We start from the raw sequence: 23,402 nt of genomic DNA, 5'->3' as shown, positions 1-23,402 counted from the left end.
TGTTAAATAGTAAATAGTAACTAGTAAAATAGTAAATACCAAGATGGATCCGAAAGAAAAAAAAGTGAAGGAAGAAGAACTGAACGTTGAGGAAACTCAAAACCATGCGGAAGAACAACCGCAAAACGAACAAGCGGAGGACACCACTCCCCTGACTCATGAGGAAGAGCTGGAAAAAGAACTGGAAAAGGCTCAAGAGGAGATGGAAGAACAAAAGGATAAATACCTGCGCTTGTCTGCCGAATTTGACAACTATCGGAAACGCACCTTGAAGGAAAAGGCAGAACTGATTCTGAACGGTGGAGAAAAGAGCCTTAGCAGTATTCTTCCGGTGGTGGACGACTTCGAACGTGCCATCAAAACGATGGAAACGGCAACAGATGTCAATGCCGTAAAAGAAGGAGTAGAACTGATTTACAATAAATTTATGGCTGTCTTGGTACAAAACGGTGTGAAAGTCATCGAAACAAAAGACCAACCGCTGGACACTGATTACCACGAAGCCATCGCGGTAATCCCCGCACCGTCGGAAGAACAGAAAGGTAAGATACTGGACTGTGTGCAAACGGGATATACACTGAACGACAAAGTGCTCCGCCACGCTAAAGTGGTAGTAGGAGAATAAAGAGATTTATGAATGATAAATCAATAAAAGGGCATGGCAGAAAAAAGAGACTATTACGAAATATTGGAGGTGACGAAGACAGCCACCGCAGATGAAATAAAGAAAGCATACCGTAAGAAAGCAATTCAGTATCACCCCGACAAGAATCCGGGTGACAAGGAGGCTGAAGAGAAATTTAAAGAGGCAGCCGAGGCATACGACGTACTGAGTAATCCGGAGAAACGCTCGCGTTACGATCAGTTCGGTCATGCGGGAGTGAGCGGTGCGGCAGGCAATGGCGGTCCGTTCGGCGGTTTCGGGGGCGAGGGAATGTCAATGGATGACATCTTCTCTATGTTTGGTGACATCTTCGGTGGCCGCGGAGGCGGTTTCGGGGGAGGCTTCGGAGGATTCAGCGGATTTGGCGGCGGTGGCGGCTCGCAGCAACGCCGGTATCGCGGCAGTGACCTCCGTGTGAAAGTGAAGCTGACGTTGAAGGAAATCTCTACCGGAGTAGAAAAGAAATTTAAACTCAAAAAATATGTGCCGTGCGACCAGTGTCATGGCACGGGTGCCGAGGGTGACGGCGGATCAGAGACTTGTCCTACTTGTAAGGGCAGCGGCTCGGTGATCCGTAACCAGCAGACCATTTTGGGCACAATGCAGACTCGCGTCACTTGTTCTACGTGTGGCGGCGAGGGAAAGATTATCAAGAATAAATGTAAGAAGTGTGGTGGCGACGGAATCGTTTACGGTGAGGAAGTGGTAACCGTGAAAATCCCTGCCGGAGTGGCAGAGGGTATGCAGCTCTCTATGGGCGGCAAAGGGAATGCCGGCAAACACAACGGTGTGGCAGGCGACTTATTGATCCTCGTTGAGGAAGAAACGCATCAGGACTTGATCCGCGACGAGAATGATTTGATTTATAACCTGTTGCTTAGTTTCCCGACAGCTGCACTGGGCGGTGCTGTGGAAATTCCGACAATCGACGGCAAAGTGAAAGTGAAGATTGATTCGGGTACTCAACCGGGTAAAGTGCTTCGCTTGCGTGGCAAGGGATTGCCGAATGTAAACGGGTATGGCACGGGAGATTTGCTGGTCAATATCAGTATCTATGTGCCGGAAGCTCTCAACAAGGAGGAAAAGAGCACGCTCGAAAAGATGGAAGCTTCGGACAATTTCAAACCTAACACGTCGGTAAAAGAGAAGATTTTCAAGAAATTCAAGAGTTTCTTCGATTAGTCTTTTTGTGCTATATTAGTATATAATATAAGGTATAAGTGGGCTGCAATCTAAATCCGAATGCTGCTTCAGATTCGTATTCAGCACCGGATGCACCTTGCGAACCGTACTGTGTGGCTTCGGAAACGTCTTTCAGAAAAAAGAGGATGTCCGAAAAATCAGCTCCTTACTTTTTCAACTGTAAGCAACAACAAGGAACTATCCAAAAAGTCGGCTCTATCCAAATTCTCCTCCTTCCCGAAGGGAGGGGAATTAAAGTTACTGACGACTTTTTGGACAGTCTCTTTATTTCACAATAATCTCATCCGTAAATATCCACCCCCCGAATTCACTTCCCGCCTGTGCCTGATAGCGTACGTATCTTCCTTTGGCTTCGCCCTGCCATGAAATATCCGCAAAGCGGATGGGTGTTTCTTTGCTCACTTTAAAGTGTTGTTTCCGCAACTCGGTGAAATGGACTCCATCATCGGAAATGGAAATCACCACAGTCTCCGGCAAGAATACTTCCGCGCCTACCACCTGCATAAAAGCGGCAGTGACGGAACGGATGGAGGTTTCTTTCTCCATATCAATCGTCACATCGAGGCAGTTGTCCGAGATGAATCCTTGCCACGAACCGTCACCATACGTCCAATCGCCACGTATGCCATCCGTCAGAGCAGTGTTGCCCTGCGCCGGATAGTGGGAACTATAAGGCGAATTATAAATCACCTTTTTACCCAATGCCAAATGGCTGACCGGCTGAAGCGACTCGGGACGACTGCCGATTTCTTTTTTCAAATCGAAAGGATGGTATCCTTTTGCCTGCAAATCGGCCACTGCCGACAATGCGCGGGTATGGAAATCCTGCCATGACTTACGTTCCGGAGCCGACCAGGCTGTTTCCGCCAATGCCAGGATCCGGGGATAAATCATGTACTCCACGTGTTCGGGAGTGGGAATGTATTCCACCCATAGGTTGCCCTGCACACCGTAGACCAACTTCGCCTGTTCCGCAGTTAAGGAAGCGGGAACGGGATTGTAGGCATATACTTTCTTCAACGGCAGGTATCCCCCGATGGCTTCCGGCTGCGAATATGGGGCATCCTGATAACTGTCCAGATAGCAGTAGGCACCCGGCGTCATGATGGCACGATGGCCGGAGGTTACGGCAGCGATGCCCCCCTCCTCTCCACGCCATGACATGACGGTTGCGTTGGGGGCAATGCCTCCTTGCAGAATCTCGTCCCATCCCAGTAGGTGACGTCCATGAGCGTTCAGGAACTTCTCAATGCGGTGTATCAGGTAGCTTTGCAACTCGTCTACATTGGCAAGATGCTCGTCTTTCATTCTCTTCTGACATTTCGGGCAGGTTTTCCAAGCCGACTTTCCGGCCTCATCGCCACCGATATGAATGTATTCGGAAGGGAAAAGAGCCATGACTTCCGTCAGCACATTTTCCAAAAACGTGAAGGTTTCTTCATTGCCGATACAGAAATCGGAGTTCTTGTAAGGTTCGCCCGAACAGGATAGCTGCGGGTAGGCTGCCAGCACTTCTTCCGAATGGGAGGGCATCTCAATCTCGGGAATCACCGTGATATAATGCTGACGGGCATATTGCAAGATTTCACGAATATCATCTTGGGTGTAATAACCGCCATGAGCTCCGGAAGCATCGAAACGGAGGTATTTGCGTCCGCCGTTCCACCATTGCTTCCAGGTGGGATCTGTACGCCAGGCGGCAAATTCGGTCAGCAAAGGGTATTTCTTGATTTCCAACCGCCAGCCTGCCGCATCGGTCAGATGCAGGTGCAGACGGTTGATTTTGTAATACGCCAATGCGTCTATCTGTTTCTTTATAAACTCTTTGGTAGAAAAGTGGCGGGACACGTCCAGCATCAGTCCGCGGTAAGCAAAACGGGGAGTGTCTTCTATCTCGACAGAGGCTATGGAATAGCTGCCTGCTCCCGAAGGTTGTGCCAACTGCAACAGGGTTTGCATACCATAGAATAATCCGGCTCCCGAAGTGGCGCGTATCAGGATTTGTTGCGGAGTGACGGAAAGGGTATAGCTTTCCGGTGATGGTAATTGGGGGTTCTTGGAGGTTATCAATAAGGAAAGCACCTGTTGTGTGTCTTTCTTTTTCCCCTTCTTTAATTGAACGGGGAGTGTCTTCAGGTAATTTTCCCAGAGCTTCGCTTCCCCACCTTGTAGGTTTGTATAAAGCCTTGTCTTCTCTGACAATAAAAAAAAGCCCGTCCCCTTCTCCATTTTTAATGGGACAGGTATGACGGACTGTGCTTTGAGGGAATGTGCGGTTAAGCACATTCCCAATATCCATAAGAAAAGACAAACTTTAGCGTATCTATTTCTTATATTCATTAATCAATCTTGATTTCGTCTACAAACAGAAATGCGTTTTTGCCTTTTCCACCATGCCATTCCGGAAGCGTTTTCTCCGGTGAAGCAACGACTCTCACGTATTGGGTAGTCACAGGGGCAAATGTAAGTTGATGGTCAACAATTCCGTCTTTGTCCGTCTCTTTCATTGCCGGATATTCTTCGGAAGCAATCTTTTTGAAGGTCTTTCCATCGTCTGAAACTTCTACGGACAGGTTTCTGGCGTCAAACACCCAGTCGCCCTTCGCTACATTGACAGAGATAGCCACACTTGAAATTTCAGTGGGTTGCTGAAGGTCGATCGTCAGGTCCATGTCGTTTCCGTTGAAGGCAATCCAACGCCCCGACCGGTAGCTGCTATTTCCTCTCAAACCATCATTCAACGTGGAAGCTCCTTTGAAGAGGTATTGTTCATTGATAGGTTGATTGGCTACAATGGGCTTCATAGTGGATTTGCAGAAGTCGATCTTTTCTGTCAGTACCTTACTCTCGCCGGTAGGACGAATGGCTTTGGCAGACAGAGTGGCATTTTCTTTAATTTTCAACACTCCTTCGCAAACGGGAGAAGCAGCAGTGGGTTCTGTACCGTCCAAAGTGTAGTGGACAGGGGCATTGTCGATAGTAGACAAAGTAACGTCCATCGTTCCTTCTGCCGGATTCGGGTCAAACTCGGCTTGTACATCAAATGCGTGCTTAGCGTAGTTGTATCCTTCGGCATCATACCATCTAATCAGCTGAGGAAGACGAGACAGGAAGTCGGCATAGTTTTTCTTTTCGGGGCTGGACCACTGAACTTCACACAATGCAGCCCAACGAGGCAATACCATGTACTGCACATGAGGGAAGGTAGGGATGTATTCTGTCCAAAGGTTGGCTTGCACACCCTTGATATATGTCTGTTCTTCCGGGGTGAGAGAAACCGGCATCGGTTCGTAGCTGTACACTCTTTCCAACGGCAGATAACCACCGATAGCGAGCGGTTCGTTATCTACGTCTTTAGTCTGGTAATAGTCGAAATACAGGTATGTGTTCGGTGTCATGATGACATCGTGTTTCTGTTTTGCAGCTTCGATACCGCCTTTTTCACCACGCCATGACATCACAGTTGCGTTCGGAGCAAGTCCGCCTTCAAGGATTTCGTCCCAACCGATGATCTGACGTCCGTGGTCGTTCAAGAATTTCTCGATATGGTTGATAACGAAGCTCTGCAAACGTTCTTCTTTGCTATGCTTGTCGTCCGATTTCAAGCCCAGCGCCTTGATACGTGCCTGGCATTTCGGGCATTTTTCCCATCTTACTTTCGGGCATTCGTCACCACCGACATGGATATATTCTGAAGGGAAGATTTCAATCAATTCGGTAAACACATCTTCGAGGAATTTCAAGACTTGATCGTTTCCGGCACAAAGCACATCTTCAGATACTCCCCATTGTCTCCATACTTCGTACGGGCCACCGGTACATCCCAATTCGGGGTAAGCGGCCAGAGCGGCTTGCATGTGTCCCGGAAGGTCGATTTCGGGAATAACGGTGATATAACGTTCGGCAGCATAAGCTACGATTTCTTTCGCCTGCTCCTGGGTATAGAAGCCACCGTAAGGTTTGCCATCGTATTCGCCGGAGTTACGTCCGATGACTGTTTCGGTCCTCTTGGAGCCTATTTCTGTCAGTTTCGGATATTTCTTGATTTCCAGACGCCAGCCTTGGTCTTCGGTAATATGCCAGTGGAAACGATTCATATTGTGTAAAGCCATCATATCAATATAAGTTTTCACTTCATCTACTGTGAAGAAATGACGGCTGGTATCAAAGTGTGCGCCGCGATAACCAAAACGGGGAGCATCATTGATTTCTACGGCAGGCATGGAAATGTCTGCACCGACAGCCACAGGCAATGATTTGCGCAGGGATTGGATGCCATAGAATACGCCAGCCTCTGTAGGACCGGCAATCGTGATTCCGTCACCGGCAACTTTCAACTGATAGGATTCCGGATTTTCGTTTGCTGCGTCCAATGTCAGTACGATTGCATTCTTACCTTCCGTTCCGGCTTCGATAGCAAAGTCTTTTCCGGTAGCGGTTTTCAGATAGTCTGCCAGGAATTGCGCGTTGCGTTGCATCTTCTCGTTTCCTTCCGGATAGAGGATTTTCACACCGCTCTTCAGGATGAAAGGAGTTCCTTGAGCTGTTACCATTTCTTGTGGCATAGGGATGATCTGGTAGTTGGCTTCCTGTTGCGCCGATTGGCAAGAGGCAAAAAGTCCTGCCAGTGCCAGACATCCAGTTAACTTTAAGAGTTGTTTCATAAACTAAAAAAATTAAGTGTTAAGTTGTTAATAAATTAAATTAATTATAGGTCTCACGAATATGCTTCATGGTCAAAGGCAACTCCTCTCCTTTCTTTATTTGGGGAGAGGTGATGACAACTGTCTTACGCTCTCCGGGAAGGAGGTCGAAGAAATTGTCGCTGAAACGGGCTCCCTGAATGGGGACTTCGATAAAGACGTCTTTGGCAAGACAGGGAGAAAGCAGGGTCAGTTCACATTTGCCTTCTGTCAGCTTCATCTTGCAGTTGATGGTCGTTTCGGGCAGGAGCAGGTCTTTGGTCTTCTCGAAGAAGTAGACTGTTTGGGCTACCGTATGACCGGACTTGTCTTTCAAGGTCAGTTGCATGAAGCAACGACGGAGTGCTTCCGAAAGCCATTTTTCCGCAGAAGATTGAGACGTTTCCGAGGATTTACGCTCTAGTAAAGAGAGCAAATCGTCGGGCTTCGCCTTGTACACACATTGGGAAGTATTTGCCGGAATCGACAAAGATTTCAGTTGTATCGTTTTTCCCGCCTTTTTCCCTTCAAAGTCTGTTATCTTCATTTCCAATGTCATCTTCTCCATCGTATCAAGACGGTCTGAGAGAAGATAGACGCACAGGCTGTCATTCTGCCGGATAGGGTTGATATGAACGGGGGCAAATGCACGCTTTGCGTGATAATGCAAGGCTTTCCAGTTACCGTAGTAATCAATACTTGACCATGATACTACCGGCCAACTGTCGTTCAATTGCCAGTATAATGTACCCATGCAATAGGGACGGTTGCGGCGGTGCGCTTCCAGACCGTGACGTATGCCCTGCCCCTGCAATACTAGTCCGACGTAGACAAAGTCTTCAAATTTTTCGGGGACGATGTAGTCACGTTCCATGTAGGTGCGAATCAGGGCATTGCCGATGCTGCTTTTCTGATGAGCATTCATCACCTCCGATTCTATCTGATAATCTTCCGGAGCGGCAAAGGTGGCAATGGTCTTCATTTCCGGGAAGGACTGGAAACCAAATTCGCTCATGAAACGAGGGAGGTCTGTATCCAGTGATTCGAAAGTTTTCTTGCCATACCATACTCCCCAGTTGTGGCTGTCTCCTATCCCCCATGATTCGGGGCGTCCCCAGTTGGCTAAATATGGGGAGGTGTGTATATAAAAACGGTCGGCATCCAGCTCTTTCACCTTGGCGGGAAGGAGTTGGCGGAACAGTTTGTCGTAGCCCCGGAACATTTCCTGATAGATTTCCGGTGTGAATTTCTTGTCGAATCCCCAATATTTCAAGGCTTCCAGTATTTCATTATTACCACACCACATCGCCAGGGAGGCATGATTGCGAAGGCGGCGGATGTTGTAGCAGGCTTCCGCTTCTACTCTTTTCAGAAAGGTGGGGTCGGACGGATAGGGAGTGCAGGCAAACATAAAGTCCTGCCATATCAGTATTCCGTTTTCATCTGCCAGGTCGTAGAAACGGTCGTCTTCGTAGGTTCCGCCTCCCCACACACGAATGACATTCATGTTGGCTTCTTTGATGTCCCGGAATAAGGTTTGGTAGCGTTCGGTGGTGACGTTGGTCAATAGGGCATCCTGGGGGATGTAGTTGGCTCCTTTGGCAAACATCGGAACGCCGTTTACTTCGAAATAGAAGGATTCTCCGTCCTGATCTTTTTCGTTGACGAGGCGAACGGTGCGCAGTCCTATCCGGTGGGATTGTTGGGCTACGACTTTATCTTCTACGATTATCTGAGCGGAGAAGTCATACAGGGCGGGCTTTCCCCAACCATGCGGCATCCAACGTACGGGCGACAGTACTTCGGAAGGAATAGATATATGGTTGATTCCGGGCTGTAGGGTGATTGTCCGGCTAACGCTTTTTTCTGTGTTTCCCTCGAAGGAGGTATTGATTCTCACCTCTGCTTGAAGTGCTTGAGGGAGTATATTGTTTATTTCCAATTCGTTGGATAGTTTTGCCCGTTGGTCGGTCAGCGAGAGTTGCTTTACGTGGTAGTCGCTGATGGAGGCTGCATCGTAATAACGGATGGTTACCGGACGCCAGATGCCACTGGTCACCATGCGGATTCCCCAATCCCAGCCGTAACTGTAGGGGGCTTTACGGGAGAATACGCTTAGATGTTTTTCGTGATGGTCGTTGTCTGCCGGATAGTTGAATCCGTTAGAGTTATATTGAGGCATTGTCTGCCGGATGGGTGAATGAAAATAGATGTGAAGAAGGTTTTCTCCGAGACGGAGTTGCGACTTGACGGGGATCGTATAGCCGACGAACATGTTATCGGCTTTCAGCAACAGTGCTCCGTTGAGGTATACATCAGCGTATGTGTCAAGACCTTCAAAGGTGAGTTGGGCGTCGTCCCTTTTCAGTTGCTCGGGGGTGACTATAAAAGTTGTACGGTACTCCCAGTCTTCGTTTTCCACCCACTGAGTCTTTTGTTCGTTGATACCGTAAAAAGGATCGGGAATTTGTTTATGATAGATCAGGTCCTGATGAACGGTGCCGGGAACCTGTGCCGGTCGCCATAGCCCCGTGCCTGCCTGGGAAAATTCCCAACCTGCATTTAAAACCGCACCTTCGGAATTGTCATTGCTCTGCGCATAGGCCATGCTGCAACAGCATAGTAGTCCACATGCTATTTGAGTCTTTTTTCCGATTAAATTAATCATCATAGTGGGGGTATTAGATATTAACGGTTTCAAAGATATTACTTTTTCAGCAAATTTCACTGATAATTTAACAAAATATGTTGTTTTTGCATGGGCTGTCCGGAAAGTTCCAATCAAATGGGTTAAATAAAGTAGTACTCGGTCTCTCAAATGTAAGCTAGATTTTTTTCATTATAGCTAATTTTTTTTTCATTATAGCTAAATCTTTTTTCGTTATAGCTAAAATCCTTTTCATTATAGCTAAATCTTGCTACCTATAAACCGTAAGCATAGATTTAAATCTTCGAGCTTTCCGGACAGTCTCTTTATTCCTTTATTATATCTGTCAATTTTATCGATTGGAAGGTCATGTGTGCGACACTGCTTTCATACAGAATACCAATTGTCTCCTTGTCAATCATTGTCAGGCAACTATATCCCCATCCTTCTCCCTCGTCGAGCATTAATTGATGTTCCGGCAACCAAGTAAGTCCTTTGTCCAGACTTGCTTTTATTGTTATATGATTACGTCCTTTGGTTGTATTCGGGTTCGAGAACAGCAGGATATCTTTATTTAATATGTTGTCTTTGGCATCTACATGAATCAGACTAGCCATGCATATCGACTCTTGAAGTGCTTTGCGTGAAGAGGGGTGTTCTGTCCATGTTTCTCCCAAATCTTTCGTTATGGAAACAGCACGGCTTCCTCCTCTATTGTCACGCATATTCAGCATCAGCACTCCCGGTTCTATTTCCGCCACTTGCGCTTCCGTTGTGTTGGTTCGTGCCATATTGTGCATTTTCCATGTTTTCCCCCGGTCTTTGCTATACATGATTCCTGCATTCGGAACACGGGTAGAGTCTATAAATTGCGTTGGATTTACCATCGTCTGTGCTTTTTGCCAATACCAGCTGTGCCGTATGATTCAGGTCCATTCCCGGATGGGAACTCCACCAGGCGCGCTGATTACCCATGCCATGCGTCCATGCGGCAACCACCCAGACGGTATTCGTTTTTGCATCTACTAAAATAGAGGGATCCCCTACCCCATTCTGTGCTTTGGGCAAACCAGCATACTCGCCAAACGAAAGCGGAAGACGCATCTTCTCCCAACTCTTTCCTCCATCGGTGCTACGGCTCAAACCCACGTCGACATATTCCTGCAAATCGGCACTATTGTTGTATCGAACGTCATACACGCCCAACAAGGTTCCTTTATTGGTAGTCGCCAACCCGGGAATACGGAAGGAAGCAGAACCGTCATCTCCGGCATGACGAACTCCGACTGCCATCCGGTGAACGATATTCTTTGGAGAAACAGATTTACAACATAGCTCTTTTCCATCTACCTTAACGGCACGCAAATCAGAGAGTACCTTAGTATGCAAGGAGGCATCTTTCTTCATCTGCAAACTGATCCAAAAAAAGTTTACGCCCGGAAATAAATTGTAATTACCTTTTAATACTACTTTTTCTGAAGCTCCCACCTCCGCACATTTGATCGAATAGGAAGGATTAGCAGCCAGTGTCCCGCCCGGACGGTAGCCGGATATGTACTCTACTGGAGCAAAGCGGTTTTTGTCTTTGTCCTGCAACGCCTCTGTGCCTCCATAATAGAGTTTGATTGCCCGAATATCAGACAGATTCGTACTTTTACTAAAATCTAAAATGATTTCATCGAGCTTCTTGCTTTCCTTTGCATCCAACCGAAGATAGAACAGAACATTGTCTTGCCGCTCTATCAAAACCGGGATTTGTGTTTCATGGATAAACACTGTGTCTGAAGCTTTTACGTCAAAAGAATATCCTAAGAAGATAAGGAAAAGTAAATAATAAATTCTTCTCATAATGGGGGTATTAGTTAGTTTAACGCGGTAAAGATAAAACTTTTCTACTATATATTATTATGTAGTCAGCAAACTTTCATTTGCCAATGCCGGATTTTCCGGCAGTGCTTCTCTATTTTAATGTAAATTCTAAGAATTCACGCTATTTTACCAAGTTCTGGTAGGACTAGTCAATACTTTGACCACCGTTCTGGCTCTTGTCATCATCGATAAAGTAGGCCGCAAGAAGCTGGTATATTACGGAGTTTCGGGCATGGTTGTTTCTCTGATTCTCATCGGCCTGTACTTCCTCTTCGGAGATTCCCTGGGAGTATCCAGCCTCTTCCTGCTCGTTTTCTTCCTGTTCTATGTATTCTGCTGTGCTGTTTCTATCTGTGCCGTGGTGTTCGTACTCCTCTCGGAGATGTATCCCACCAAGGTTCGCGGACTGGCCATGTCGATAGCAGGATTCTCCCTGTGGATCGGAACGTACCTGATCGGACAGTTAACCCCCTGGATGCTCCAGAACCTTACCCCCGCCGGAACATTCTTCCTGTTCGCCGTTATGTGCGTGCCGTATATGCTGATTGTCTGGAAACTCGTGCCGGAAACCACCGGGAAGTCGCTGGAGGAGATTGAAAGATACTGGACCCGTTCGGAACAGTAAAACAAACAGACCTTAATAACAATAAACTAACAACAGGACAGTAGAAATAGTTAGAGATGTTTTTTTGTATGGCCATTCAATAAACGTTATCATCTATATACCTATCCATGCTGTCTTATAATAGATAATATGATGGATTTTAAGAAATTAGCAAATCAATACAAGGATGAACTTTTGGACAATGTCCTTCCTTTCTGGCTTGAACATTCGCAGGACCATGAGCTTGGTGGTTACTTCACCTGCCTGGACCGTGAAGGAAAAGTTTTCGATACGGATAAATTCGTTTGGTTGCAAGGTAGAGAAGTATGGATGTTCTCCATGCTTTACAACAAAGTGGAGAAACGTAAGGAATGGCTGGATTGTGCCGTTCAGGGTGGCGAATTCCTAAAAAAATATGGACATGACGGCAATTATAACTGGTATTTTTCCCTTGACCGTTCGGGTAGACCATTGGTAGAACCGTACAATATCTTTTCATATACATTTGCTACCATGGCTTTCGGTCAGTTAAGTCTTGCCACCGGCAATCAGGAATATGCAGACATTGCCAGGAAAACCTTCGATATCATCCTGTCTAAAGTGGATAATCCGAAAGGAAAGTGGAACAAGCTTCATCCCGATACACGCAATCTGAAGAATTTTGCCCTTCCGATGATCCTCTGCAACCTGGCTATGGAAATAGAGCATATTTTAGGGAAAGACTATCTGGAAAAAGCGATGAATACTTGTATCCATGAAGTAATGGACGTTTTTTACCGTCCCGAACTTGGTGGGATCATAGTTGAGAACGTAGATATCGACGGTAATCTGGTGGATTGTTTTGAAGGTCGTCAGGTAACTCCGGGGCATGCCATTGAAGCCATGTGGTTTATCATGGACCTAGGCAAACGCCTGAACCGTCCGGAATTGATAGAGAAAGCTAAAGACACCACCCTTACCATGCTCAATTATGGTTGGGATAAAGAGTACGGCGGCATTTATTACTTTATGGACCGCAATGGTTGTCCGCCCCAACAATTGGAGTGGGATCAGAAACTCTGGTGGGTGCATATTGAGACGCTTATTTCTCTATTGAAAGGTTATCAGTTAACGGGAGACAAACAATGCCTGGAGTGGTTTGAGAAAGTACATGACTACACGTGGGGACATTTCAAGGATAAAGAATACTCTGAATGGTATGGATATCTGAATCGAAGAGGAGAAGTCTTGCTGCCACTTAAAGGAGGAAAATGGAAAGGATGTTTCCATGTGCCAAGAGGATTGTATCAGTGCTGGAAAGTTTTGGAAAATTTGTAACTCCTTATTTAAATAAAACGATATGGAAGGACGACGTAATTTTCTAAAAACCGCATTTGCCACATGTTCATTGCTAGCAGGCAGCAAACTTCTGACGGCATGCACTCCCACCAAAAGGACAGCATCCGGCAAAGAAGAAATATTTGAGACATTTGTCACTCCCAATGCCTTGAAAGGGATGCCCATAAAAGCAACTTTTCTAGACGAAATCAGTTGGGATATTCCGCATCAGAATTGGGGTACAAAAGAATGGGATAAGGATTTTAAAGCCATGAAAAAGATGGGAATCAATACCGTAGTGTTGATTCGTGCCGGTCTTGGTAAATGGATTGCTTCTCCTTTTCAATGCCTGCTGGGAAAAGAAGATGTGTATTATCCTCCTGTAGACCTGGTCGAAATGTTTCTGACACTGGCCGATAAATACGACATGGCTTTCTATTTTGGTATGTACGATTCCGGGAAGTACTGGCAGGAAGGATTATTTCAGAAAGAAATAGACTTGAACATGGCTCTGATTGATGAAGTATGGAAGAAATATGGTCATCATAAATCTTTCCAGGGATGGTATTTATCTCAGGAAATCAGCCGCCGGACGAAAAACATGTCTAAGATTTATGCGGAAGTCGGAAAGCACGCCAAGAGTGTCTCCGGCAATCTGACAACTTTAGTTTCTCCATACATACATGGAGTGAAGACAGACCAGGTTATGGCGGGCGACAAAGCTTTGTCAGTGAAAGAACACGAAGAAGAATGGGACGAAATATTGGATAATGTAAAGGGAGCAGTCGATATCATGGCATTTCAGGATGGTCAGGTAGACTATCATGAATTATATGATTATCTGGTTATTAACAAAAAACTGGCTGATAAATATAATATGAAATGCTGGACCAATATCGAATCTTTTGACCGGGACATGCCCATTCGTTTCCTGCCCATTAAATGGGAAAAGCTATTGTTGAAACTGGACGCTGCGCGAAGAGCGGGAATGGAAAATGCAATCACGTTTGAGTTTTCTCATTTCATGAGCCCTAATTCGGCTTATCTGCAAGCCGGTCACTTATACGAACGATATTGTGAACACTTTATTCTATAAACCTATCTAATATTGTAATGCAATGAAAAAAAGAATCAAATGGAATCCGAGGTTTATCACCTCATTATTTATTGCGTTCATGTGCACACTCAATTGTATGGCACAAAACGTAATAAAAGGATCAGTCAATGATGGTAGTGGCGAACCATTACCTGGAGTATCTGTAACTGTAAAAGGTACAACCAGCGGTACTATCACAGACTTGGATGGAAAGTTCAGTATCAATGCCCGAAATAATGATGTATTGATATTCTCTTATGTTGGCATGAATACACAGGACATCAAAGTAAACAACCAGCGTTTCATTTCAGTAACTATGAAAGATGATGTTGCTTCGCTGGATGAAGTAGTTGTTGTGGGATACGGTACTCAAAAACGTGGAAGCATCACCGCAGCAGTTTCTACCGTATCGGACAAAGAATTGCTGAAAGCTCCGACAATGAGTATCAGTAACGTAGTTGGCTCACGTATTGCCGGTGTGGCAGCTGTACAATCCAGTGGTCAGCCGGGATCTGACAACGCAACATTGACCATGCGCGGACAAACGGGCATTGTATACGTAATTGATGGAATCCGCCGTACATCAGCCGACTTTAACGGACTGGACCCTAACGAAATAGAATCGGTATCTATCCTGAAAGACGCTTCGGCGGTAGCCGTTTACGGTTTGGACGCCAATGGTGTTTTCATCGTTACTACGAAACAGGGTAAGGCAGAAAAGATGTCTATCACTTATACAGGTTCTGTCGGTTTCAGCCAGAATGCGGAACAACAGGAATGGCTGGATGGACCCAGTTATGCTTATTGGTATAATAAAGCACGCGAACTGCAAGGAGACTCTCAGGTATTTACAGCAGAGATGGTGCAGAAGATGAAAGACGGAGTTGACGGTTGGGGAAACACAAACTGGTATGATAAGCTATATGGCACCGGTACTCGTACACACCATAACATTTCAGCAACCGGAGGTAGCGACAGAGTGCGTTTCTTTGCATCCATCGGCTATCTGAATGAGAATGGTAACATAGACAACTATGGCTACAACCGCTTGAATCTTCGTTCCAATATCGATGCAAAGTTAACCAAAAGCCTCACCTTCACTTTAGGAGTATCCGGCCGTATTGAGAAAAGAGATTCGCCGCGCTATTCTGCCGATCCGAATGCTTGGCATAATGTTCCGCAACAAATCATTCGTGCCCTGCCTTACGTACCTGATACGTACGAGTATGAAGGAAAAACATACAATGTATCCACTCCGACGGCTTCCTCTCCGATAGCTCCGGTGGCATCTATCAATGAATCCGGATACAGCAAATCCAACTATTCCTATATCCAGTCCAATTTCAGTCTGAAATATGACGCACCTTGGCTGAAAGGATTAAGTTTCAAATTTCAAGGGGCTTATGACCTGACATATAACTTCAGCAAGATTTTCAGCAATCCTTATGAAGTAATGATCATGAATCTTCCAACTATTGAAAGCACTTCATTAACTTATTATAAAGGCACTGATGCATCGGGCAATTCAATCAGCCTGAGTGAATCTGCTTCGCGCGGATATACATTCACCACACAGTCAAGTGTGACGTATGACAATAAGTTCGGGAAACATGCTGTAGGAGCTATGTTCCTGGCAGAAACCCGTGAAAACAAGAGTAATGCGTTAAGTGCTACCGGTTATGGGCTGGACTTTATCCAATTGGATGAACTCAATCAGATCACGAATAAGACAGGAAACGGAGCCGAAAAATTCCCCTCTATCGGAGGATATAGCGGACATACCAGAGTGGCAGGTTTCGTAGGTCGTGTGAACTATAATTATGATGATAAGTATTATTTGGAGGCTTCTCTTCGTCACGATGGTAGTTATCTGTTTGGAGGTATGAATAAACGTTGGGTAACATTGCCCGGTGTTTCTGCAGGTTGGAGACTCAACAATGAAAGTTGGTTCAATGCTCCCTGGGTCAATAATCTGAAACTGAGAGCCGGTATTGGTAAAACAGCTACCAGCGGCGTAAGTGCCTTCCAATGGAGAAATACAATGGGAATTATCAAAAATGCAGTTGTCATTGGCGGCAGCAGTCAGACCATGATGTATGCTTCCGTATTAGGTAATCCCAACTTGTCGTGGGCACAGTGCCTGAACTATAATGTCGGTGTCGATGCAACGATGTGGAATGGTTTGTTAGGAGTCGAATTTGACGTATTCTATAAATATGAATATGATAAACTTGCCACTGTGACCGGAGCATACGCGCCTTCAAGAGGTGGATATTATTTCAGTTCCGGCAATGTGAACAAGACTGATTATAAAGGTTTCGACGTTACTTTGACTCATTATAACCATATCAACAAGTTTAATTATGGTGCCAAGTTGATCTGGTCGTATGCATACGGCCGTTGGCTGAAGTATGTAGGCGACTCCGACAATGCTCCTGAATATCAGCGTTTGACAGGAAAGCAAATCGGTTCTAAATATGGTTTTATCGCAAATGGTCTGTTCCAGAGCGAAGAAGAGATTGCAAATTCAGCAACAGTTAAAGGTTATAAGGCATTGCCGGGATACATTAAGTATGTAGACAGAAATGGTGATGGTATTATTACAGCGGCACAAGACCAAGGTTATGTAGGCAAAAGTGCTACTCCGAAACATACCGGTTCTTTGAATTTATTCGGTAATTGGAAAGGATTTGACTTTGACTTATTATTCTCTTGGGGATTGGGCAATGTAGTTGCACTGACAGGCCAGTATACATCTGTCGGTTCTGAAGGTACACAAGATAATACTTCATTTACGAAGCCTTTCTATCATGGTGGAAACTCACCGACTTTCCTGGTAGAGAACTCATGGACACCTGAACATACTAACGCGGAATTTCCACGTCTGGAAATCACAGGTCCGAGCAACAACAATGGATACTCTTCAACTTTCTGGTACAGGAATGGTAACTATATGCGCTTGAAGACTGCACAGATAGGTTACAACTTCCCGAAAAAGTGGTTGAATCCGGCAGGCATAGAAGGACTAAGACTTTATGTGGAAGGATATAACCTGTTGACCTTCAGCGGACTTACCAAATACAACATCGACCCGGAATCACCGGCAGTGAACAATGGTTATTATCCGCAACAGAGAACATATACGCTAGGTGTAAAACTAACATTCTAAAAAACGGAAGCACATGAAAAAAATATTATTAAATGTATCATTAGCACTGGCACTAGGCTTTAGTATAAGTTCGTGCAATGACTGGCTGGACGGTGTGAAGCAAACTTCGACCGTTAGTGATGAAATTGTTTGGCAAGATGAAGCATACGTGGATAAATACGTCAATGCATTCTACACATATCTAAACAAATACGGACAATTTGGTGAAGCCCAGTTCTCGGGAAGTTTAACGGAAAGTTTGACCGAGACATTCAAATACGGTTCAGTAGCTTTAGGAGACAGAGCCGGACATCCGAACAACTACGTAACTAATCCGGATGTTATCAGTCCGGACGGATGCCGTTACAACATTTGGGATAAGGATTTGGCTTATGGCAATATCCGCCAGATGAATCAGTTTCTGGTTATGCAGAAGAAATACTCTACATTCTCAGATGACAAGAATCTGAAATGGGAAGCTCAGGTACGCTTCTTCCGTGCTTATGTTTATTTTCAGTTAGCCAAACGGCATGGCGGAGTCATTTTGTATGACGATCTCCCTACCTCTAACGACAAAGCACGCAGCACGGCAGCGGAAACATGGCAATTCATTGCAGATGACCTGGATTTTGCGGCAACCAATCTTCCTAAAGAATGGGATGCAGCAAACAAAGGACGGGTGACAAAAGGTGCGGCTTACGCATTGAAATCACGTGCTATGCTATATGCTGAGCGTTGGCAGGATGCTTATGATGCAGCTGATGAAGTAGAAAAGTTACAGTTGTATGATTTGATGGACAACTATGCAGATGCTTGGAAAGGCAACAATAAAGAAGCAATTCTGGAATTTGACTACAATAAAGACAGTGGTCCGAATCATACCTTCGACCAGTATTACGTCCCTCAATGTGACGGCTACGACTTTGGTGCACTAGGTACTCCGACACAGGAAATGGTAGAATCTTATGAAGATAAAAACGGAAATAAAGTAGACTGGTCCGAATGGCACGGCACTACCACCAAAGAACCTCCTTATGATCAGTTGGAACCTCGTTTTGCGGCTACTATTATTTATCGTGGCTGTACGTGGAAAGGCAGAGTGATGGATTGTAGCGTAGGTGGAACAAACGGTGCTTTCATGGCTTATCGTGAACAGTCATACTCCTATGGTAAAACAACAACCGGTTACTTCCTGCGTAAACTGTTGGATGAGAAACTGATTGACGTCAAAGGAACCAAAAGTTCTCAGGCATGGGTAGAAATCCGATTTGCCGAAGTTCTGTTGAATAAGGCTGAGGCAGCATACAGACTTAACAAAACCACTGAAGCACAGTCCTTAATGAATCGCGTCCGCGGACGTCAGGGAGTAAATCTGCCGGGCAAATCTTCCAGTGGTGAAGCATGGTTCAATGATTATCGCAACGAACGTAAGATTGAGCTTGCATACGAAGGACATCTGTTCTGGGATATGCGCCGTTGGAGACTGGCACACATTGAATATAACAACTATCGCTGCCATGGTCTTAAGATTACGAACGGTACGTACGAATACATTGATTGCGACGGACAAGATCGTAAGTTCCCACAGAAGTTATACGTTTTACCGGTGCCGACTTCTGAAATAAAGAATAATGCGTTAATTGAGCAATATGATGAATGGAAATAACTAAAAGCTTAATACAATGAAAAATAAAATATTATCAATTATTTCAGTCATTGCGTTTCTGATGGGTATAAGCGCATGCCATAGCCCTGAAGAATTCAATCCGACTGTTGAAAGGAACATCATCAATAATTTAACTGCATCCTTCCCCGATGATGACAGTGATGACAATAGTTTCACCAGTGAGATAGATTATACCAATCATGTGATTACCGTTGTATTTCCATATAACTATCCCCAACTTTCGGACAATGTCCTGCAACTGTCTGATCTGAAAAAAATGCGTGTGATTGCTGATCTGGACAATAATGTATATGTATATCCTACATTATTATTTATGGATATGACGAAGGATAACTTTATAACAGTGAAAGACCAGACCGGCACAAGTACCGAATATAAAGTTGTGGCAGAAATCCGTAAAAGTAATGAGTGTACAATCACGAAGTTCAATCTTACAAGTTTGGGATTATCAGGTATAATCAACGAAAATGCCAAAACGATTTCTCTGATTAGCCTGGAAAGTATAGGTGAAGTATTAGCAGATGTATCGATCTCTCACGGAGCAACGATCTCGCCTGATCCAAGAACAGTCGCATTGAATTACGACCAAGACCAGAAAATTACCGTGACCGCACAAAACGGCACAACTAAGTCTACGTATACAGTCAAGAAAGAAATCCCGGAAAAGATTGCAGCAGGGATCCGTGCCAACAGTGCTAAACTGCTTTGGGCTAAGAAACTTACAGACATAGGTATTTCAAGTTCTGATATGACAACTGGTATTGCTGTAACAAATGATTATGTAGTTATTAATGAACGCGCCAAAAATCCTATATACCTGAACGCCAAGAATGGAGAAAAAGCAGGGACAATGAATATTAGTTTTGCAGGTAGTCTGACAAACTTCTATACAACATCAGACAAGGACGGTAATATCCTGTTCACGAATCTGACTCCAAATGCTGGACCAGCCTTTACCGTATGGAAAGCCTCGGGAGTAGACCAAGCACCGGAAAAATACATAGAATTTACTACTTCACTGGCTATGGGTAGAAAACTGTCAGTATCTGGCAGTCTGAACAATAATGCTATTATAACCGCTCCTATCTATGCTACTTCAGGACAGTTTGCCCGTTGGCAGGTAGAAAATGGTGTACTTAAATCACAGACGCCGGATATTATTACAGCACAAGGAATAGGTGGCTGGGGAACAAATGCCGATGTCATTTACTCTGATCCGACAGATCCGACCAGTGATTATTTTACTACATTCTATGCCGAACCACGCAACCTATGCTGGATGGATGGAAAAACCAATTCAATCAAGAACAAGGGAGTGGCACTTGATGGAAACTACGTACCAAATGCAGTTGATCATGCTGTATTTAATAAGGTGGAATATGTAGCTTCAAATCTGGTAAATCCATGGAGTTGGGGAACTGCTGACAACATATACGTGTTCGATCTTTCATCAGGTTCATTAGGAACTCAGGCTATTGACTTCGGAAGTACCGGTCTGGGAATCAATGGAAACTATGGGTCTAAGATTCTTGGAAACACAAACGGTAATTATTGTGGTGATGTAGTATTGAAAGTTTCAGATGACGGTTATTATATGTACATCTACTTCATGTTCTGCAATGGATATGTAGGTTGTGTACAGTGCGACTGTATCGACATGTAAATACCATCTTTATGCAAGAAGCCTGTACCTCTTTCAGGTACAGGCTTCTTACTTCAACTATTAAGTCGTATAAAATGAATATTAAGAGAAATATAATAAAAGCATTTATGGGGGGAATAGCTGCCTGCTTGTGCATGGCATGTGGCGGCAACGACTCAAAAGATTATTGGGGAGACACCAGCGGAGGAGAAGACGAAGAACCGACAGAGAATCCTAACGCTTCCAAACCCCGTTATATCTGGATTGACGCGGCTGCCAACTTTCCCGATTTTGCTAACAGCAAAGAAAATATAGCTCGTGATCTGGCTTTAGCCAAAGATGCGGGTTTCACAGATATTGTAGTAGACGTACGTCCCACTACCGGAGACGTTCTATTTAAAACGAATCTGGTAGATCAAGTCAAATTCATGTATGCTTGGATCGGAAGCAATTATACCAAAGTAGAAAGAACGGCAACATGGGACTATTTGCAGGCCTTCGTTGACGAAGCCCGCAAACAGGATCTTCGTATTCATGCTGCCATCAATACTTTTGTCGGTGGAAATCAAATCGACGGAGGCACAGGACTGTTGTATAGAGACCAGTCTAAGGCAGAGTGGGCAACACAGATGAACATGCAGGTAGGGATTACAAGCGTAATGAATACCAGTGAAAGTACCAAGTTTTTCAATCCTGCCCATCCGGAAGTACAAACATTCCTTTGTGACTTGCTGAAGGATCTTGCAAGTTATGATCTGGACGGTATATTCTTAGACCGTGGGCGTTTCCTCAATTTGCAAGCCGATTTTTCTGACGAATCCCGTAAGCAATTCGAGAATTACATGGGAGGTATAAAAATCCCCAACTACCCGGACGACATTCTGGCACCAGGTGCTTCCAGTCTTCCTGCCACCTATCCTAAATATCTGACTAAGTGGTTGGAATTCCGTGCAAAAGTGATTTATGACTTTATGCAGAAAGCACGTACTGCTGTAAAAGGAGTGAAACCCGGCATCAAATTCGGAGTTTATGTAGGTGGTTGGTATTCTACCTATTATGATGTAGGTGTCAACTGGGCAGCTTCCACTTATGATACCTCACGTTATTACAACTGGGCGACAAGCAAATATAAAAATTACGGCTACGCTGCCTGTATGGATCAAATACTGATCGGTGCCTATGCTTCACCGCTAAAGGTGCACGGCACGACGGAATGGACTATGGAAGGGTTCTGTTCGTTGGCTAAAGATAAAATAAAAGGAGAATGCCCCATTGTAGCCGGAGGTCCGGATGTAGGAAACTGGGATACTAATAATCAGGCTACTCAGGAACAAGAAAATCAGGCAATCATACAATCCGTAAAGGCCTGTATGAATGTTTGCGACGGATATTTTCTGTTCGACATGATTCATCTGAAAAAAGCCGATCAATGGCAATATGCCAAAGAAGGCATCAAACTCGCAATTGAATAAAAAAGAATGACCAACACATTAGAATATGATCGTATGAGAAAAATAACAATAGCACTTTTATCAAGTCTGTTAATCATTACATTTGGAGCATGCAAAAATTCGGCTACCCAAGTGGAAAATAGCAAGCCCGCTTTGATGTGGTTTGATGCGGAAGCAAACTTTGAACGTTTTAGCAATCCTGACTCCATTGATTACTATCTGACAAAAATAAAATCATTAGGTTTCACCCATGCTATCGTCGATGTACGTCCCATCACCGGAGAAGTGCTGTTCGATACGGAGTTTGCTCCTAAAATGCGTGAATGGCATGGATATGAACGCAAAGACTTCAATTACTTAGGGCATTTCATCCAAAAAGCCCATGAACTGGGAATAGAGGTACATGCTTCCCTCAACGTCTTTGTCGCAGGACACAATTATTTCGACCGTGGATTAGTCTATTCCACGCATCCTGAATGGGCATCGACAGTATACACTCCGGAAGGAATCACCTCCATCACCAACGAAAAGAAGAAATATTCGGCAATGGTTAATCCTGTCAATGAGGAGTTTCAGACACATATATTGAATGTTCTCAAGGATTTAGTGAAACGTTATCCCGATTTGGACGGATTGGTGCTGGACCGTGTACGCTATGATGGTATAACGGCAGACTTTTCAGACCTCTCCCGTCAGAAGTTCGAAGCGTATATCGGACAGAAAGTAGAAAAGTTTCCGGAAGACATCTTCGAATGGAAAAAGGACGAGGATGATAAATACTATCCCGAACGCGGAAAACATTTCTTAAAATGGATTGAATGGCGCACCAAGAACATCTACGACTTCATGGCGCGTGCCCGAAATGAAGTAAAGAAAGTGAATCCGGATATTTCTTTCGGTACATACACCGGAGCATGGTATCCTTCTTATTATGAAGTAGGCGTAAACTTTGCGAGCAAGAAGTACGATCCGAGCGAAGATTTTGACTGGGCTACTTCCGAATATAAGAATTACGGTTATGCCGAACTGATGGACTTATATACTACCGGCAATTATTATACCGATATCACCATCGAAGAATCCCTGAAAAACAAAAAGAGCGTATGGAACGAAACAGATTCACAGGCACAAAGCGGTACGTGGTATTCCGTTGAAGGTTCTTGTCAGAAACTACGCAATATCATGAAAGATAATAAATTTATAGGTGGTATTCTGGTGGATCAATTCTATGACAATCCCGCCAAATTATCCGCAACCATAGAAATGAACCTGAAAGATTCCGACGGACTGATGGTATTCGACATTGTACATATCATCAACAAAGGATTATGGAAAGAAGTTGAAAACGGAATGAGAGCCGGAGGAGCTCTGAAGTAAAATCGAAAGAATACA

General features: G+C 44.7%; 12 protein-coding genes and 2 pseudogenes. 10 read left to right on the top strand and 4 right to left on the bottom strand.

The annotated features are described in order from the left end of the window. Positions 1-43: 43 nt before the first annotated feature. Both A4V03_RS07060 and dnaJ read left to right on the top strand, forming a co-directional pair. Positions 44-625, top strand: coding sequence for a nucleotide exchange factor GrpE (locus A4V03_RS07060; RefSeq protein WP_065538410.1), 582 nt, complete (start codon positions 44-46; stop codon positions 623-625). 33 nt (positions 626-658) lie between these two features. After that, positions 659-1,846 (top strand): molecular chaperone DnaJ, encoded by a 1,188-nt coding sequence (gene dnaJ / locus A4V03_RS07055; RefSeq protein ID WP_065538409.1) that lies wholly within the window; start codon positions 659-661, stop codon positions 1,844-1,846. Positions 1,847-2,131: 285 nt separating this feature from the next. Here dnaJ and A4V03_RS07045 read toward each other — a convergent pair whose 3' ends face one another. From A4V03_RS07045 to A4V03_RS07030, 4 genes and pseudogenes are all read right to left on the bottom strand, one after another. Continuing rightward, positions 2,132-4,207, bottom strand: coding sequence for a glycoside hydrolase family 20 protein (locus A4V03_RS07045; RefSeq protein ID WP_065538407.1), 2,076 nt, complete (start codon positions 4,205-4,207; stop codon positions 2,132-2,134). Further along, entirely contained in the window at positions 4,207-6,531 is a 2,325-nt protein-coding gene (locus A4V03_RS07040; RefSeq protein WP_065538406.1) for a glycoside hydrolase family 20 protein, read from the bottom strand. The genes A4V03_RS07045 and A4V03_RS07040 overlap by 1 nt, the downstream gene beginning before the upstream one ends. Positions 6,532-6,571: 40 nt before the next feature. Then, a complete protein-coding gene (locus A4V03_RS07035; RefSeq protein WP_065538405.1) occupies positions 6,572-9,220 on the bottom strand; it encodes a beta-mannosidase in 2,649 nt (882 codons plus the stop codon). 302 nt (positions 9,221-9,522) lie between these two features. Continuing rightward, a pseudogene (locus A4V03_RS07030) lies at positions 9,523-11,044 on the bottom strand (BNR-repeat neuraminidase N-terminal domain-containing protein). 139 nt (positions 11,045-11,183) lie between these two features. Between A4V03_RS07030 and A4V03_RS07025 the strand changes: the two are divergent. From A4V03_RS07025 to A4V03_RS06990, 8 genes and pseudogenes are all read left to right on the top strand, one after another. Beyond that, a pseudogene (locus A4V03_RS07025) lies at positions 11,184-11,690 on the top strand (MFS transporter); the annotation flags it as partial. A gap of 132 nt (positions 11,691-11,822) precedes the next feature. Next, on the top strand, positions 11,823-12,986 hold the full coding sequence (locus tag A4V03_RS07020) for a n-acyl-d-glucosamine 2-epimerase (RefSeq protein WP_065540328.1): 1,164 nt from the start codon (positions 11,823-11,825) through the stop codon (positions 12,984-12,986). Positions 12,987-13,008: 22 nt separating this feature from the next. After that, complete coding sequence (locus A4V03_RS07015; protein ID WP_065538404.1) at positions 13,009-14,082, top strand: DUF4434 domain-containing protein; 1,074 nt, start codon at positions 13,009-13,011, stop codon at positions 14,080-14,082. Positions 14,083-14,104: 22 nt separating this feature from the next. Then, entirely contained in the window at positions 14,105-17,251 is a 3,147-nt protein-coding gene (locus A4V03_RS07010; RefSeq protein ID WP_065538403.1) for a SusC/RagA family TonB-linked outer membrane protein, read from the top strand. 13 nt (positions 17,252-17,264) lie between these two features. Then, positions 17,265-18,896 carry a RagB/SusD family nutrient uptake outer membrane protein gene (locus tag A4V03_RS07005; protein ID WP_065538402.1) on the top strand — a complete coding sequence of 544 codons (1,632 nt, stop codon included), beginning with the start codon at positions 17,265-17,267 and terminating at the stop codon, positions 18,894-18,896. Positions 18,897-18,912: 16 nt separating this feature from the next. Continuing rightward, entirely contained in the window at positions 18,913-20,580 is a 1,668-nt protein-coding gene (locus tag A4V03_RS07000) for a DUF5018 domain-containing protein (protein ID WP_065538401.1), read from the top strand. A gap of 74 nt (positions 20,581-20,654) precedes the next feature. Next, positions 20,655-22,031, top strand: a complete 1,377-nt coding sequence (locus tag A4V03_RS06995; protein WP_235827537.1) for an alpha amylase family protein — start codon at positions 20,655-20,657, stop codon at positions 22,029-22,031. A gap of 33 nt (positions 22,032-22,064) precedes the next feature. Continuing rightward, positions 22,065-23,387: an alpha amylase family protein gene (locus A4V03_RS06990; protein ID WP_065540326.1), complete on the top strand. Its 1,323-nt coding sequence runs from the start codon at positions 22,065-22,067 to the stop codon at positions 23,385-23,387. Positions 23,388-23,402: the final 15 nt, after the last annotated feature.

It is taken from the genome of Bacteroides caecimuris (assembly GCF_001688725.2).
GTDB classification, from domain to species: Bacteria; Bacteroidota; Bacteroidia; order Bacteroidales; family Bacteroidaceae; genus Bacteroides; species Bacteroides caecimuris.
The sequence above is the reverse complement of the archived record's forward strand: the minus strand, read 5'-3'. Positions and strand labels throughout refer to the sequence as shown.

Coding starts and splice junctions, on each gene's coding strand:
- A4V03_RS07060 (WP_065538410.1), top strand. CDS start 44: ATGGATCCGAAAGAAAAAAAAGTGAAGGAAGAAGAACTGAACGTTGAG.
- dnaJ (WP_065538409.1), top strand. CDS start 659: ATGGCAGAAAAAAGAGACTATTACGAAATATTGGAGGTGACGAAGACA.
- A4V03_RS07045 (WP_065538407.1), bottom strand. CDS start 4,207: ATGAATATAAGAAATAGATACGCTAAAGTTTGTCTTTTCTTATGGATA.
- A4V03_RS07040 (WP_065538406.1), bottom strand. CDS start 6,531: ATGAAACAACTCTTAAAGTTAACTGGATGTCTGGCACTGGCAGGACTT.
- A4V03_RS07035 (WP_065538405.1), bottom strand. CDS start 9,220: ATGATGATTAATTTAATCGGAAAAAAGACTCAAATAGCATGTGGACTA.
- A4V03_RS07020 (WP_065540328.1), top strand. CDS start 11,823: ATGGATTTTAAGAAATTAGCAAATCAATACAAGGATGAACTTTTGGAC.
- A4V03_RS07015 (WP_065538404.1), top strand. CDS start 13,009: ATGGAAGGACGACGTAATTTTCTAAAAACCGCATTTGCCACATGTTCA.
- A4V03_RS07010 (WP_065538403.1), top strand. CDS start 14,105: ATGAAAAAAAGAATCAAATGGAATCCGAGGTTTATCACCTCATTATTT.
- A4V03_RS07005 (WP_065538402.1), top strand. CDS start 17,265: ATGAAAAAAATATTATTAAATGTATCATTAGCACTGGCACTAGGCTTT.
- A4V03_RS07000 (WP_065538401.1), top strand. CDS start 18,913: ATGAAAAATAAAATATTATCAATTATTTCAGTCATTGCGTTTCTGATG.
- A4V03_RS06995 (WP_235827537.1), top strand. CDS start 20,655: ATGAATATTAAGAGAAATATAATAAAAGCATTTATGGGGGGAATAGCT.
- A4V03_RS06990 (WP_065540326.1), top strand. CDS start 22,065: ATGAGAAAAATAACAATAGCACTTTTATCAAGTCTGTTAATCATTACA.